Raw genomic sequence first — 13,552 nt, 5'->3', positions numbered from 1 at the left:
GATGGTGGCAGACGGATATGAACGCGGCGGTACGGAGGGACGGCTCTCAGCCCTGTTCGCGGCGGACCCGTCCGGCGCGGGCCACGGTGGCCGCACCGCCGATGACCAGTAATCCGGAGGCGATTCCGAGCGGCGGCAGCGGGTCCTGCCCGGTGCGGGCGAGCTCGGGGAGGGGGTTGCCCGCCGCGTCTCGGCGTGTCGTGCCGGTGCCGGGGTCGTCGCCGGCTTCCGTGTCGGATCGCGGGTCGGCTCGCGGGTCGGCTTCCGTGTCGGTGCGGCGGTCGCCCCCGGCCTCAGCGGTATCGGATTCGCCGCCGACGTCGGCGTCACCCTCCCCGCTCCCGCCGCCCCCGACGATGACGAAGGGGTAGCCGCCGGACTCCCCGACCCACTCCCCGTCGTCGCCGCCCCGGCCCTTGTTCCGGTGGACGACGGCGGCGCTGGCAGTGACCTTGCCCGGTTCGGTGTCGGAGGTGAAGGCCATCCGGACCTGGACGGTGACGGTACGTCCGGCAGGGACGGTGAAGCCGGGGAAGTCCTCGTCCTTCTCGCCTCCGCCGAAGACCCCGATCTGTTCGTCCCGGTCCGTGGTCTCCCAGGTGACGCGGTACTGGGCGGCGGGGTCGGCGCGCTGCGTCCGCTCGGAGAACTCCAGCTGGATCTGGTCGGATGCGAGCTTCCTGTCCTGGTCGGTCAGGACCAGGACCGGGTGGACGGCGCGGCACGGCTCGGACGTGGTGTTGGTCAGATCGAGGAACCAGGTCCCGTAGCCGCCTCCGGAGGCGTACGTGTCCGGGCCGCCGTGGATCCGGGTCTCGATGGGGAACTCGTCGGCGTTCGGGTCGCCGCAGCCGGGCTGCGGGCCTGCAGCGGCGACCGTGACCTCGGCGGCGCCCGCGGGAGCGGCTCCGACGAGGAGAACGGCCGCCGCCGCGATACCGGCCGCCGGTCCGAGGGTCCCGAGAGTGACGAGGGCGCGGCCGTCGCGCAGTCGTGCGGTGGGTTTGGGCATCGGGGGTCACCCTTTGCTGCTCGCGAACGACCGGGCGGGGCCCCGGCTGTGACCGGCGACGCTGCCACGCGCGCGCGGGCGAACGACGCCGACATGCGGATGGGGTCGCCCGTACGGAGCCACGGTGCCGCCCGAGCGGCCGAACGAGGGACCCCGCCCTGTCCTCGATCGCCCCGGCGGGGCCCAGTGCGGATCACACGCGGCCGGACACCGGCCCGCCCGTCACACTCTGCCGAACACCGGCGCCAGGACCAGCTGCGCCGCTCCCTCCGCGACCGGGCGGTCGCCTCCGCCCGCGACCGTGACCGGGGCGGGGGTTCCCGTGCCGTCGCGGCGGGCCCGGTCCTCGATCACGGCCCGTACGCCCCGTACGTACGCCTCCTCGTCCGCGGCCACCGTGCGCCCGCCCAGCACCACCCGGTCGATGTCGAGCAGGCTCACCAGATTCGCCGCGCCCGCCCCCAGCACCCGCACCGCCTCCGCCACGTCGCCGCGAGCCACCGCGGCCAGGCAGAGGGCCTCGATGCAGCCGCGGCCCCCGCAGCCGCACGGCGGACCGTCCAGCTGGAGGGTCTGGTGGCCGAACTCCCCCGCCGCCGTGCGCGTCCCCCGGTGCAGTTCCCCGCCCAGGACGAGCCCCGCGCCGAGCCCGGTCCCCAGGTGCAGATACGCGAAGTCGCCACCGCCCGGCTCCCGCAGGGCCAGGCCGAGGGCCGCCGCGTTGGTGTCCTTGTCGACGACCACGGGCAGCCCCGTCCGCTCGGCGAGGGCGTCCCGCAGCGGGTATCCGTCCCACTGCGGGAAACCCGTGACCCGGTGCAGCACCCCGCCCCGGTGGTCCAGCGGGCCTGGCATGGCGACGCCGAGACCGAACACCGGCTTCGACGGGTCCGCCCCCGTCCCCCGTACCGACTCCGCCGCGTCCGCCGCCTCCGCGATCACCTCGTCCGCCGGGGCGCCGAGGTCCAGCGGGGTCGTCCGGGCGGCGACCGGCGTGCCGGCCAGGTCGACCAGGACGGCCGTCAGCTCGTCGCGGTCCAGGTGGAGCCCCACCGCGTACCCCGCGTCCGGGACCAGCCGCAGCACCGTGCGCGGCTTGCCGCCGGTGGACGCGCGGTGGCCCGCCTCGGCCGCGAGACCCTCCGCCCGCAGCCGGGTGGTGATCTTGCTGACGGCCTGCGGGGTGAGCCCCGTCCGTTCGGCCAGCTCCAGCCTGCTGATCCCGCGCCCGCCCGCCACGCGCAGCAGATCCAGCACGAGCGCGGCGTTGTGGTGGCGCAGTGTCGGCAGGTTGGCTCCGCTGCCGCTCCTGGTATTGCTTCTGTTCACGACCCCATTGTCCCCACCGCTTGCACTTTGGCAACAGCGTTGCTTAAGTGGCAGGCATGACTGGGAACCCCAATGCCCCGCTCCGGGTCGCACTCGTCGGATACGGCCTGGCCGGCTCCGTCTTCCACGCCCCACTGATCGCCTCGACCGAGGGTCTCGTACTGGACACGGTCGTCACGTCGAACGAGGAGCGGCGGGCGCAGGCCCGCGCCGAGTTCCCGGACGTACGGTTCGCCGCCTCGGCCGAAGAGCTCTGGTCCCGCGCGGACGAGCTCGACCTGATCGTGATCGCCTCCCCGAACAAGACCCATGTCGCGCTCGCGACGGCCGCACTGAAGGCCGGTCTGCCGGTGGTCGTGGACAAGCCGATCGCGGGCACCGCCGCCGAGGCGCGTGAGCTCGCCGCCCTCGCCGAGGAGCGCGGGCTGCTGCTGTCCGTCTTCCAGAACCGCCGCTGGGACAACGACTTCCTTACGCTCGCCGGCCTCATCGAGGACGGCGAGCTCGGCGACGTACAGCGCTTCGAGTCCCGGTTCGAGCGGTGGCGCCCGCAGCCGAAGGGCGGCTGGCGCGAGTCGGGCGACCCGGACGAGATCGGCGGGCTGCTGTACGACCTGGGCAGCCATGTCGTCGACCAGGCGCTCACCCTGTTCGGCCCTGCGGTGCAGGTGTACGCGGAGTCCGACGTACGCCGTCCGGGTGCCTTGGCCGACGACGACACGTTCATCGCGATCACGCACGCCAACGGGGTCCGCTCGCACCTGTACGTGAGTGCCACCACGGCCCAGCTCGGCCCGCGCTTCCGCGTGCTCGGCTCCACGGCCGGGTACGTGAAGTACGGCCTGGACCCCCAGGAGGCCGCCCTGCGCGAGGGCCTGCGCCCCGCTGCCGGCGAGCCCTGGGGCGAGGAGCCGCAGGAGCTGTGGGGCCGGCTCGGTTCGGGCGAGTCGCCCCTGACCGGTGGCGGCACCCCGGTCCGCTCGCTCCCCGGCGACTACCCCGCGTACTACGCGGCGGTGACGGCGGCCGTGCGCGGCACCGGCGAGAACCCGGTGACCGCTCTCCAGGCCGCCGCGGCCCTGGACGTCCTGGAGGCCGCCCGCCGCTCCCCGCGCGAGGGCACGTCCGTGACCCTTCTCCCCCACCCCGAGGAGCACTCCGCATGAGCCCCACCGCTCCGACCATCTCCGAGCTCATCGCCCAGGAGCGCAGCCTGACGCTGCCCCACTTCGGCTACGACGACGCCTACGCGCTCGGCGGCCTGCTCGTCTCGCTGGCGCGCGCCCGGCACGCCCCGGTCGCGATCGACATCCGGCGCGGCGCCCAGCAGCTGTTCCACGCGGCGCTGCCCGGTTCGACCGCGGACAACGACGCCTGGATCGACCGCAAGCGCCGGGTCGTCGAGCGGTACGCGGAGAGCTCCTACCTGGTCGGCACCCGCTTCCGGGCGAAGGGCACCACGTTCGAGGAGTCCTCGCGCCTGGACCCGGACGTCTACGCCGCGCACGGCGGTTCGTTCCCGATCTCGGTCGAGGGCGCGGGCGTGATCGGCTCGGTCACGGTCTCCGGTCTGCCGCAGGCCGAGGACCACGCGCTGGTCGTCGAGGCGCTGGAGCAGTTCGCCACGAAGCTCGGCCGCTGACGCCCGGACGGCTCCCGGAACACGAGGGAGGGGTGGGGGTACTGCACACGCGCAGCACCCCCACCCCTCCGATCTTTACAGCGCCCTGAGGACCTGTCAGGCGTCCTTGAGCTCCTGCCGCTGACGGCCGAGACCGACGACCTCCAGCTCGACGACATCGCCCGCCCGCAGATACGGCTTGGGCTCGGGCTGCCCCATGGCGACCCCGGCCGGCGTACCGGTGTTGATCACATCGCCCGGGTACAGCGTCATGAAGTGGCTCAGATAGCGGACGACCTCACCCACCGGGAAGATCTGGTCGGCGGTGGTGCCGTCCTGCTTCAGCTCACCGTTGACCCAGAGCCGCAGGGGCAGTGTCTGCGGGTCGGGTACCTCGTCCGCGGTCACCAGCCAGGGCCCCAGCGGGTTGAACGTCTCGCAGTTCTTGCCCTTGTCCCAGGTGCCGCCGCGCTCGATCTGGAACTCGCGCTCGGAGACGTCGTGCGCCGTGGCGTATCCCGCCACGTGCGCGAGGCCCTCATCGGCGGACTCCAGGTAGCGGGCCGTGCGCCCGATGACGACCGCGAGCTCGACCTCCCAGTCGGTCTTGCGGGAGCCCCGCGGCACCAGCACCGTGTCCTCCGGCCCCACGACGGTGTCGGGTGCCTTGAAGAACAGGATCGGCTCGGCCGGAATCGCCGCACCGGTCTCCGTGGCGTGGTCGTGGTAGTTCAGCCCGATGCACACGATCTTGCCGATCCGGGCGAGCGGCGGGCCCACCCGCAGCCCGTCCGCGTCGAGCACGGGCAGCTCGCCCGCCTCGGCCGCGGCCCGTATCCGGGCGAGCGCCGGCGCGTCGGCGAGCAGCGCGCCGTCGATGTCGCCGACGAGGCCCGACAGGTCGCGCAGGGTTCCGTCCTGGTCAAGCAGCGCAGGGCGTTCCGCGCCCGCCGTACCGACTCGAAGCAGCTTCAACGGTTCATCTCCCCTTGGTCGAGATCGAGCCCGTCGGTGGTTGCGGCCATCGAATGGGCTTGGCTGATCCTCCAAGACATCCGATCACCCCGCAAGACCCTGTTCACACACTGGACCGGAGCAGATGCCGTGCCGATTACGCCGCGGTGGCCATGGCGCTGCCCGGGACCGGCATGTCGCGGTACAGGTACGCCCGCTCGATCGCGGTCCAGGTGGTGCTCGTCACGACGTAGAGGGCGGCGGCGAGCGGCACGAAGGCCACGGTGAAGAGCGTCATGAAGGACATCAGCGGCATCAGCTTCGTCATCGCGCCCATGCCGGGCACCGGCTGCCCGTCGGGGCCCGTGGCGGGGGTCATGGGGTTGGCGGCCATCTGTCGCTTCGTACGCCCGTAGTTGAAGGTGGCGACGGCCGCGACGATCACGAAGAGCCCCAGGTAGACCAGCCCCTGCGCGCCGAACACGCCACCCTCGCCGAGCGCGTCGTGCCAGCGCTCGCCGAGCGGGGCCTCGAAGAGCCGGTGGCTCAGGAGCTCGTTGGGCTCGCCGCCGATCCGCGCGCTGGAGAAGAGGTGGTACAGCAGGAAGAACGCGGGCATCTGGAGCAGGCTCGGCAGGCAGCCGGAGAGCGGGGAGACCTTCTCCTTGGCGTGCAGTTCCATGAGCGCCTTCTGCATCCGCTCGGGGTTCTTGCCGTGCTTCTTGCGGAGCTCGGCGATCTGCGGCTGGAGCTTGGTCCGCGCCTTCTGCCCGCGGGCCGCCGCCCGGGACAGAGGGTGCACGGCGAGCCGTACGAGGGCGGTGAACAGGACGATCGCGGCGGCGGTGGACGCCGTCTGGAAGAACGGCTGGAGCAGGTCGGCGAGCGAGCCGACCAGGCTCGCGAAGGCGGACATGAAAGCGGACATGGGTGAGCCCTCCGGGGGTCTCGTCGTGCCGGGAGTACGTACGGACTCGGCATGACGGCCCACGTGGGGTCGCACGGTGGTTCCAGGGGTGCGGTGTGCCCTACGCGGCCGTCAGGAGGGCACGGCCGGGTGCTCGGGGCCTGGTGCGACCCCGGGCGTCGGGATCGCGCTGGGGCAGGAACGCGGTGCGTTTCTCCCGGTCGCGGATGGCTGTGCGGACCCGGGTGCGGGGCACGGGGACGGCGCAGCGCGCGCTGATGACGGCGGAGGCGATGAGGGCGGAGCCGGCTGCGGCGGTGGCGGCGAGCGCGACCGCGGCGGAGAGGGAGCCGCCTTCGGCGAGGAGGACCTCGGTGAGGAAGAGGACCAGCAGCCCGACGGGCCGGAGCAGCCGGGCGAAGGCACCGCGGAGACGGTTCGCGTCGCCCATCGGCCTCTCCTTCACCACAGTCACCACGGTCACGGTCCGGCGGGACGCGCGCACACGCGTTCGCCCCTCAAGCCGTTATACACGATGCCCCCCATTTCCCGGTCGGTCTAAGGTTCAGGCCATGAGCAGACGGGGCCCGACGCTGGAAGACGTGGCGCGGGAGGCGGGGGTGTCCCGGGCGACGGTGTCGCGCGTGGTGAACGGGGTACGCAACGTCGACCCCGGCATCCAGGATCTGGTCCGCCACGCGATCGACCGGACGGGATACGCCCCCAACCGGGCGGCCAGGGCCCTGGTCACCCGGCGTGCGGGGACCGTCGCGCTCATCGTCTCCGGCGCGGGGGACGCGTTCGCCGCCCGGGTGTTCGCCGACCCCTTCTTCGGCCGGGTCGTCAGCGGTGTCCTGGGACATCTGCGGGCCCACGGCACGCACCCGGTGCTCATGTTCGCCGAATCCGAGCAGGCCCGGGAGCAGGCCGTCGACTATCTGCGCCAGGGCGGCGCGGACGGTGCGCTGGTCGTCTCCATCCAGGCCGACGATCCCCTTCCCCACCTGCTGGCCTCCGCCGGTGTCCCCCTCGTCCTCTTCGCCCGCCCGGAGCGGCCCCAGCCCGTCAGCTACGTCGACCTGGACCACTACGCGGGGGCCCGGCTGGCGGCCGAACACCTGCTGGCCAGGGGGTGCCGCCGGATCGCCACGATCCGCGCCCCCCAGGACATCCCGGCCGCCCGCGCCCGGCTCGACGGCTTCCGCGACGCACTGGCCCGCGCCGGGCAGCACCGCCCGCCGGCCGCCGAGGGCACGTTCACCCTCGACAGCGGCGCGGTGGCGATGACCCGGCTGCTGGAGGAGCACCCGGACATCGACGGGGTGTTCGCGGCCAACGATCTGATGGCCCAGGGCGCCTGCCAGGTCCTGCGCGAGCAGGGCAGGCGGATTCCGCAGGACGTGGCGGTCATCGGCTTCGACGATTCGAGCATCGCCGTGACGTGCCGGCCGCCGCTGACGACGGTGCGCCAGCCGGTCGAGCGGATGGCGGCGACCATGGCCCAGCTGCTGGAGGAGCACGTCCAGGGCCTCCGTACGGAACCCGCCGCCACGATGTTCGAACCGGAACTGGTCGTCCGCGAGTCCGCCTGACCTGCTCCTCCCCTCAGCCGTGCGCCTGCCGGTGGGCGGCGATGATCTCGGCGTACCGGTGTCCGCTGGTCTTGATGGTGCGGGTCTGCGTCGGGTAGTCGACGTGGACGAGGCCGAAGCGGGGGTCGTAGCCGTAGGCCCACTCGAAGTTGTCGAGCAGGGACCAGGCGTAGTAGCCGGCCAGCGGCGCGCCCTTGCGGACGGCGCGGGCGCAGGCGGCCACGTGCTGTTCCAGGTAGTGGGTCCTCTCGGGGTCGTGGACGGTGCCGTCCGGGCTCAGGCTGTCCGGGAAGGCCGAGCCGTTCTCGGTGACGTAGATCCGGCGTACGCCGTAGTCGTCGGTGAGGCGCATCAGCAGTGCCTCCAGGCCGTCGGCGTCGATCTGCCAGTCCAGGCCGGTGCGCGGCACGTCCGGCAGGCGCAGCTCCCGGGCGTACGGGACGGGCCCCTCGGGGTCGTCGGTGACGGTCGCAGGGAAGTAGTAGTTGAGGCCGTGCCAGTCGAGGGGCGCGGCGATGGTGTCGAGGTCGCCGGGACGCTCGGGCAGGTCGACCCCGTACAGCTCGCGCATGTCGGCGGGGAAGCCTCGCCCGTACACGGGGTCCAGCCACCAGCGGTTGGTGTGCCCGTCCATGCGGACGGCCGCCGCGATGTCCTCGGAGCGGGTGGAGGCTGCGGCCACGGTCGAGTGGTTGGTGACGAGGCCGATCTGCGCGCCGGGGGCCGCCGCGCGGATCGCCTGCGTGGCGAGGCCGTGGGCGAGCAGCAGGTGGTAGGAGGAGCGGACGGCGGTCGTGAGGTCGCTGATGCCCGGGGCCATGCGGCCTTCGAGGTGGCCGATCCAGGCGGAGCAGAGCGGCTCGTTGAGGGTGGCCCACTGGGTGACCCGGTCGCCGAGGCGCCCGGCGACGACGGAGGCGTACGCGGCGAGGTGTTCGGCCGTGTCGCGCTCGGCCCAGCCGCCCCGGTCCTGGAGCGCCTGGGGAAGGTCCCAGTGGTAGACGGTGACGGACGGGGTGATGCCCGCTTCGAGGAGTCCGTCGACGAGACGGTCGTAGAAGTCGAGTCCGGCCTCGTTGACCGGTCCGTCGCCGCCGGGCAGGACCCGGGGCCAGGCGAGGGAGAGGCGGTAGGTGTCGGCGCCGAGCCGCTTCATGAGGGAGATGTCCTCGGGCCACCGGTGGTAGTGGTCGCAGGCCTCGTCGCCGTGGTCGTCGTTGTCGATCTTCCCGGGAGTGTGGGAGAACGTGTCCCAGATGGAGGGGCCGCGGCCGTCCGCCGTGACGGCGCCCTCGATCTGGTAGGCGGAGGTGGCGGTGCCCCAGGCGAAGTCGCGGGGAAAGGCGGCAAGGTCGATGGGTGCGGACACAGAGGACCTCTCTGGGTTTGTACGGGAGGGTTTGTTGGCGCGGGCTTGTGCGGCTTACTTGACGGCGCCGGCGGTCAGGCCGGTGACGAGGTAGCGCTGGAGCAGGAGGAAGCCGGCCACGACGGGCACGCTCACGACGAGGGATGCGGCCATGATCTGGTTCCAGTACACGTCGTTCTGGGTGGAGTAGCCCTGGAGGCCGACGGCGAGCGTCCGGGTTTCGTCGTTGGTCATGACGGAGGCGAAGAGCACTTCGCCCCAGGCGGTCATGAACGCGTAGACGGCGACGGCCACGATGCCGGGGATCGCCGCGGGCACGATGACCCGGAAGAGCGCCCCGAGCGGCCCGCATCCGTCGACCTTGGCCGCCTCGTCGAGATCCCGGGGTACGGAGTCGAAGTACCCGATCAGCATCCAGATGGAGAACGGCAGGGAGAAGGTGAGGTAGGTGAGGATGAGCCCGGCCCGTGATCCGAAGAGCGCGATGCCGGTGGCGTTGCCGATGTTGACGTAGATGAGGAAGAGCGGCAGCAGGAAGAGGATGCCGGGGAACATCTGGGTGGACAGCACGGTCACGGTGAAGACGCGCTTGCCGCGGAAGTTGTAGCGGCTGACGGCGTAGGCCGCGAAGACGGCGATGACCACGGACAGGACGGTCGCGGAGCCCGCCACGACCAGCGAGTTGACGAAGTAGTCGGCGAGCGGGACGGTCTCCCAGATGTCGAAGTAGGGGCGCACGGTGAGCCCCGAGGGGATCCACTGGAACTTCCCCGAGACGTCCTGGAGCGGCTTGAGCGAGCTGGACACCATCACGAAGACCGGCAGCACCACGAACACGGTGAGCAGCGACAGGAAGATCCGCCGGCTCCACAGGAACGACTGCGGCGGCGCCATGGGTGAGCGGGGCCGCTGCCGGGAGTGGCTAGACATCGGTGGCCTTCCTTCCCCGTGAGGTGAACAGGAGGTAGAGCCCCGTGACGACCAGCAGGAACAGGAGCAGCAGGACCGACATGGCGGAGCCCGTACCGAAGTTCCAGGTCTGGAACGAGGACTGGTAGATGTGGATCGAGATCAGGTCAGCCGACTCGGGCGCCGACTTGCCGAAGAGCACGAACGGCGTGTTGAAGTCGTTGAAGGTCCACAGGAACAGGACGAGGACCAGGACCTGGTTGACGGGGCGCAGCGAGGGCAGCGTGATGCGGCGGATCTGCTGCCAGACGCCTGCTCCGTCGAGGGCGGCGGCCTCGTAGATCTCCCGGGGGATGTTCTGCAGCCCGGCCATCATGATGAGGAAGGCGAAGGGCCAGCCCTTCCACACCGCCACGACGAGCAGGGTGACGAAGCTGTTCTCGCCGATCAGCCAGAACGGCGGGCTGTCGGTGAGGCCCAGTTGGTCGTGGATGACGTGGTTGATCAGTCCGTTGTCCCGCTGGAACATGAACGCCCAGGTGATGACCGCCGCGTAGACGGGCAGCGCGTACGGCACGAGGAACAGGGTGCGCAGGAAGCCCCGGCCGCGGAAGCTCTCCTGCATGAAGACCGCGGCGGCGGTGCCGAGCAGCCAGCACAGGGCGACCGAGATGACGGTGAAGACGCAGGTGGTGACGAAGGACTTCAGCAGCGCCTCCCCCACGGGGGCGTCGAAGTCGACCGCGAGCGCGTAGTTGTCCAGGCCCGCCCAGGGCGCGGTGGTCCAGTCGCGGATGTAGAACTGGGTGAGTTCCCGGAAGCTCACCACGATGCCGATCACCATCGGCACGAGGTGGACGAGGAGTTCCAGCAGGACGGCGGGAAGCAGCAGCAGGTAGGGCAGGCTGATCTGGCGCAGCCGCCCGGAGCGGCGCCTGCGGGGCGCCGCTCCGGGGTTGTCCTTCGGTGCTGTCCGCGCGCCCGTGCGGTCGGGGGCAGCGGTGGTGGTCATGGTGGTGTCCGCACTCACTTCTTGGGCATCTGCTGCTGGGCCTTGTCGAGCTTGGCCTTGACGGATGCCTCGGTGACCGGGCGTCCGGCGGCGGCGTCGGCGAAGAGCTCCTTGACCGCGGTCCCGACGACGGTCTCGAACTGCGACTCCTCGGGGACCTGGGGCAGCGCGGCGGCGCTGGTGGCGAGGGTCTCCCTGAGCACCGAGAGGGCCGGACCGTTGAACGCGGGGTCCTCCTGGGCGGTTTTGACGGGCGGGATCGAGCCGTACGCCTTGTTGAGGATCGTCTGCTCCTCGTCACCGGTCATGAACTTCACGAACTGCATGGAGCCGTCGGTGTTCTTGGTGTTCTTGAAGACGGCCATGTTGATGCCGGCCACCATGGAGTTGGTGGCGGTGTCCTGGCCGGGTGCGCCGGACTGCACCGGTGCGGGCGCGACGCCCCACTCGTCCTCGTTCATGCCCTGGGACTTGAAGGTGGCGGACGCGGTCTGCCAGAGCACCATCGCGGTCTTGTCGGTGGCGAAGTCGCTCAGGGACTGGTTCTGCGCGTACTCGGCGTTGCCGGGCGCGACGATCTTGTCCTTGGCCATCAGGTCGACGTACTGCTTGACGGCGGCGACGGCCCCGTCCGATGTGAAGTCCGCCTTGCCGTCGGGGGTGAAGAAGTCCGCGCCGTGCTGCTTGCCGAGTACGAAGACCTGGTGGATGTTGTTGGAGAGGTTCGATCCCTCGGCGCCGAGGCCCCACTTGCCGTCCTTGGACAGCTTCTTGCCGGTCTCGGCCATCTCGGCCCAGGTCGCGGGGGGCTTCTCGATGCCCGCGTCCTTGAACATCTTCTTGTTGTAGTAGAGCGCGTAGGCCATGGAGTAGAGCGGGACGGCCGCGGGGTCCTGGCCCTGGACGCCGGTCGAGCCGAGGGCCGATTCGACGAAGCGGTCCTTGCCGCCGATCTTGTCGAAGTTCTTCGCGTCCCAGGGCAGCAGCGCGCCGCTGGCCTGGAGCGAGGCACTCCAGGTGTTGCCTATGTTGAGGACGTCCGGGCCCTGGCCCGAGGTGGTCGCGGTGAGGATGCGGTTGAGCAGGTCGCCCCAGGGCACCACTTCCAGCTTCACCTTGATGCCGGTCTCCTTCTCGAACTTGTCGAGTTCGGGCTGGAGGACCTTCTTGTCGACTTCGAGGCTGGCGCCCTGGTTGGAGGCCCAGTAGGTGAGAGTCTTGGGCTGCTCGTTGGACCCGCCCGCACCGGACGATCCGCCGCCACAGGCAGCCGCGGTGAGTACGAGCGAGAGGGTGACGGCACCGACGGCCGCGGCTCGGCTTCTGCGCATGACGACAGGGGCCTTTCAGGAAGTGGCGGGTGTCACGGGGGAGATGGGTCGGAGCAGCGCCCCGCGTTCGGACCCTGAATGCCCCCACGACTTAATTTAGGATGTGAGTTAAACCTCAAGCGAAGGTCGCGTCAAGGGTCTTGGCACCTGTAGGTTGCGGGTAGGAACTTCAGGAAGAGGGGGCAGGGTGAAAGTGCGCAGTGGCCGTACGGTGCGTGACCTGCGGCGGGAAAACCGCACCGCCGTTCTGCAACGGTTGTATTTCGACGGGCCCCTGAGCCGCTTCTCGCTCGGTCCCGCCACCGGCCTCAGCTCCGGCTCGGTCAGCAACGTGGTGGCGGAGCTGGTCGCGGAAGGACTCGTGGAGGAGGCCGGGAGCGTCGACTCCGGCGGCGGACGCCCGCGCATCCTGGTGCGCATCAGCCCGCGCTGCGGGTACATGATCGGCGTCGACGTCGGCGAGACCCGGATCCGGATCGAACTCTTCGACCTCGCCCTCACCGAGCTTGCCCGGGTGGAGAAACCCCTCACGGGCGACCGCGTAGGCCGCAACACCCGCTACGACGTCGGTGTCGTCGTCGGCCATCTGCTCGACGGCATCGCCGAGGTCCTGGAGCGGGCGGACATCCCCGCCGAACGGCTCCTCGGGGTCGGCATCGGTGTGCCCGGCATCGTCGCGCGCACCCCCGAGGACGGGGCCGTGGTGCACGGCCAGACCATCGGCTGGGACGCGGTGCCGCTGGAGCGCCTGCTGCGCGAGTCCGGGCTGCTGCCCGAGACCGTGCCCTACTACATCGACAACGGCGCCAAGACGCTCGGCCAGGCCGAGATGTGGTTCGGGGCCGGCCGGGGTGCGCAGAGCGCGGTGGTCGTGCTCTTCGGTTCCGGCGTCGGCGCCTGCGTGGTCTCCGACTCGATGCGCTCGGGCCGGGCCGTGGAGTGGGGGCATCTGACGGTACGGGTCCGGGGCCGCCGCTGCCGTTGCGGAGCCCAGGGCTGCCTTGAGGCGTACGCGGGAGCCGAGGCGCTCCTCCAGCGGTGGGCGGAGGCGGGCGGGCGCCCGCCCGAGGACGCGGACGAGGAGACGGCGCTGACCGCGATGCTCGCCGCCGCCTACCCCGGCGCGGCTGCCGACGGCACGGTGCCCGAGGCCGACGCCACGGCGCTGGCCGTCCTGGAGGAGACCGCCGAGTACCTCGGCGCGGGCTTCTCCGACCTCATCAATCTGTTCCAGCCCGAGCGGATTCTCGTCGGCGGCTGGGCGGGCCTCCAGCTCGGTGCGCGCTTCCTGGAATCCGTACGGACCCACGCCACCTCGTACGCGCTGTCGTACCCGGCCTCCCATGTCCGCATCGATCTCGGCACCCTGGGCCCGGACGCCGTCACCGTCGGGGCGGCGATCCTGCCGCTCGCCGACTTCTTCGGACGCGGCGGCCGTGCGCAGGAGACCGACCCGGAGGAACCGGCCCCCGCCTGGCAGGCGACCCTCCAGCAGCGGGCGGCGCACTGAGAGCGG

General features: G+C 71.4%; 13 protein-coding genes. 4 read left to right on the top strand and 9 right to left on the bottom strand.

All coding sequences use genetic code 11. The features are described 5' to 3' along the window. Positions 1-46 precede the first annotated feature (46 nt). A complete protein-coding gene (locus ACWGO0_RS07475; RefSeq protein WP_453529460.1) occupies positions 47-1,012 on the bottom strand; it encodes a hypothetical protein in 966 nt (321 codons plus the stop codon). A 222-nt stretch (positions 1,013-1,234) separates the two neighbouring features. Beyond that, entirely contained in the window at positions 1,235-2,341 is a 1,107-nt protein-coding gene (locus tag ACWGO0_RS07470) for an ROK family transcriptional regulator (protein ID WP_453529458.1), read from the bottom strand. A gap of 56 nt (positions 2,342-2,397) precedes the next feature. Here ACWGO0_RS07470 and ACWGO0_RS07465 point away from each other — a divergent pair, with 56 nt between their 5' ends. Both ACWGO0_RS07465 and ACWGO0_RS07460 read left to right on the top strand, forming a co-directional pair. Further along, complete coding sequence (locus ACWGO0_RS07465; protein ID WP_453529455.1) at positions 2,398-3,507, top strand: Gfo/Idh/MocA family oxidoreductase; 1,110 nt, start codon at positions 2,398-2,400, stop codon at positions 3,505-3,507. After that, positions 3,504-3,983, top strand: a complete 480-nt coding sequence (locus ACWGO0_RS07460) for a heme-degrading domain-containing protein (protein ID WP_453529452.1) — start codon at positions 3,504-3,506, stop codon at positions 3,981-3,983. The genes ACWGO0_RS07465 and ACWGO0_RS07460 overlap by 4 nt, the downstream gene beginning before the upstream one ends. 96 nt (positions 3,984-4,079) lie before the next feature. Here the strand turns inward: ACWGO0_RS07460 and ACWGO0_RS07455 are convergent, their stop codons facing one another. The 3 genes from ACWGO0_RS07455 to ACWGO0_RS07445 all read right to left on the bottom strand — a co-directional run bounded on the left by ACWGO0_RS07455 (position 4,080) and on the right by ACWGO0_RS07445 (position 6,274). Continuing rightward, positions 4,080-4,937 carry a fumarylacetoacetate hydrolase family protein gene (locus ACWGO0_RS07455; protein ID WP_453529449.1) on the bottom strand — a complete coding sequence of 286 codons (858 nt, stop codon included), beginning with the start codon at positions 4,935-4,937 and terminating at the stop codon, positions 4,080-4,082. Between the two features lie 136 nt (positions 4,938-5,073). Then, positions 5,074-5,844: a YidC/Oxa1 family membrane protein insertase gene (locus ACWGO0_RS07450; protein WP_453529443.1), complete on the bottom strand. Its 771-nt coding sequence runs from the start codon at positions 5,842-5,844 to the stop codon at positions 5,074-5,076. 100 nt (positions 5,845-5,944) lie between these two features. Continuing rightward, positions 5,945-6,274 (bottom strand): DUF6412 domain-containing protein, encoded by a 330-nt coding sequence (locus tag ACWGO0_RS07445; RefSeq protein WP_453529440.1) that lies wholly within the window; start codon positions 6,272-6,274, stop codon positions 5,945-5,947. Positions 6,275-6,395: 121 nt separating this feature from the next. Here ACWGO0_RS07445 and ACWGO0_RS07440 point away from each other — a divergent pair, with 121 nt between their 5' ends. Beyond that, on the top strand, positions 6,396-7,415 hold the full coding sequence (locus ACWGO0_RS07440) for a LacI family DNA-binding transcriptional regulator (RefSeq protein ID WP_453529437.1): 1,020 nt from the start codon (positions 6,396-6,398) through the stop codon (positions 7,413-7,415). 13 nt (positions 7,416-7,428) lie between these two features. On the opposite strand, the gene ACWGO0_RS07435 is transcribed toward ACWGO0_RS07440, so the two are convergent. From ACWGO0_RS07435 to ACWGO0_RS07420, 4 genes are read right to left on the bottom strand one after another with little or no spacing between them, the layout of a single operon-like run. Next, positions 7,429-8,784, bottom strand: a complete 1,356-nt coding sequence (locus ACWGO0_RS07435; RefSeq protein ID WP_453529434.1) for a GH1 family beta-glucosidase — start codon at positions 8,782-8,784, stop codon at positions 7,429-7,431. A 54-nt stretch (positions 8,785-8,838) separates the two neighbouring features. Beyond that, on the bottom strand, positions 8,839-9,678 hold the full coding sequence (locus ACWGO0_RS07430) for a carbohydrate ABC transporter permease (protein WP_453529688.1): 840 nt from the start codon (positions 9,676-9,678) through the stop codon (positions 8,839-8,841). Between the two features lie 28 nt (positions 9,679-9,706). Continuing rightward, positions 9,707-10,705, bottom strand: a complete 999-nt coding sequence (locus ACWGO0_RS07425) for a carbohydrate ABC transporter permease (protein WP_453529431.1) — start codon at positions 10,703-10,705, stop codon at positions 9,707-9,709. A 14-nt stretch (positions 10,706-10,719) separates the two neighbouring features. Then, complete coding sequence (locus ACWGO0_RS07420; protein ID WP_453529428.1) at positions 10,720-12,036, bottom strand: ABC transporter substrate-binding protein; 1,317 nt, start codon at positions 12,034-12,036, stop codon at positions 10,720-10,722. A 187-nt stretch (positions 12,037-12,223) separates the two neighbouring features. Between ACWGO0_RS07420 and ACWGO0_RS07415 the strand changes: the two genes are divergently transcribed. Beyond that, positions 12,224-13,546, top strand: coding sequence for an ROK family protein (locus ACWGO0_RS07415; protein WP_453529426.1), 1,323 nt, complete (start codon positions 12,224-12,226; stop codon positions 13,544-13,546). The last annotated feature ends 6 nt before the right edge of the window (positions 13,547-13,552 follow it).

It is taken from the genome of Streptomyces sp. NPDC055749 (assembly GCF_053617235.1).
Note: the sequence above shows the minus strand (reverse complement) of the source record. Positions and strands in the feature narration are given on the sequence as shown.

Bases quoted from the DNA above. Each gene is read 5' to 3' on its own strand.
- ACWGO0_RS07450 (WP_453529443.1), bottom strand. From the start codon at position 5,844: ATGTCCGCTTTCATGTCCGCCTTCGCGAGCCTGGTCGGCTCGCTCGCC.
- ACWGO0_RS07440 (WP_453529437.1), top strand. From the start codon at position 6,396: ATGAGCAGACGGGGCCCGACGCTGGAAGACGTGGCGCGGGAGGCGGGG.
- ACWGO0_RS07430 (WP_453529688.1), bottom strand. From the start codon at position 9,678: ATGGCGCCGCCGCAGTCGTTCCTGTGGAGCCGGCGGATCTTCCTGTCG.
- ACWGO0_RS07475 (WP_453529460.1), bottom strand. From the start codon at position 1,012: ATGCCCAAACCCACCGCACGACTGCGCGACGGCCGCGCCCTCGTCACT.
- ACWGO0_RS07445 (WP_453529440.1), bottom strand. From the start codon at position 6,274: ATGGGCGACGCGAACCGTCTCCGCGGTGCCTTCGCCCGGCTGCTCCGG.
- ACWGO0_RS07460 (WP_453529452.1), top strand. From the start codon at position 3,504: ATGAGCCCCACCGCTCCGACCATCTCCGAGCTCATCGCCCAGGAGCGC.
- ACWGO0_RS07425 (WP_453529431.1), bottom strand. From the start codon at position 10,705: ATGACCACCACCGCTGCCCCCGACCGCACGGGCGCGCGGACAGCACCG.
- ACWGO0_RS07420 (WP_453529428.1), bottom strand. From the start codon at position 12,036: ATGCGCAGAAGCCGAGCCGCGGCCGTCGGTGCCGTCACCCTCTCGCTC.
- ACWGO0_RS07465 (WP_453529455.1), top strand. From the start codon at position 2,398: ATGACTGGGAACCCCAATGCCCCGCTCCGGGTCGCACTCGTCGGATAC.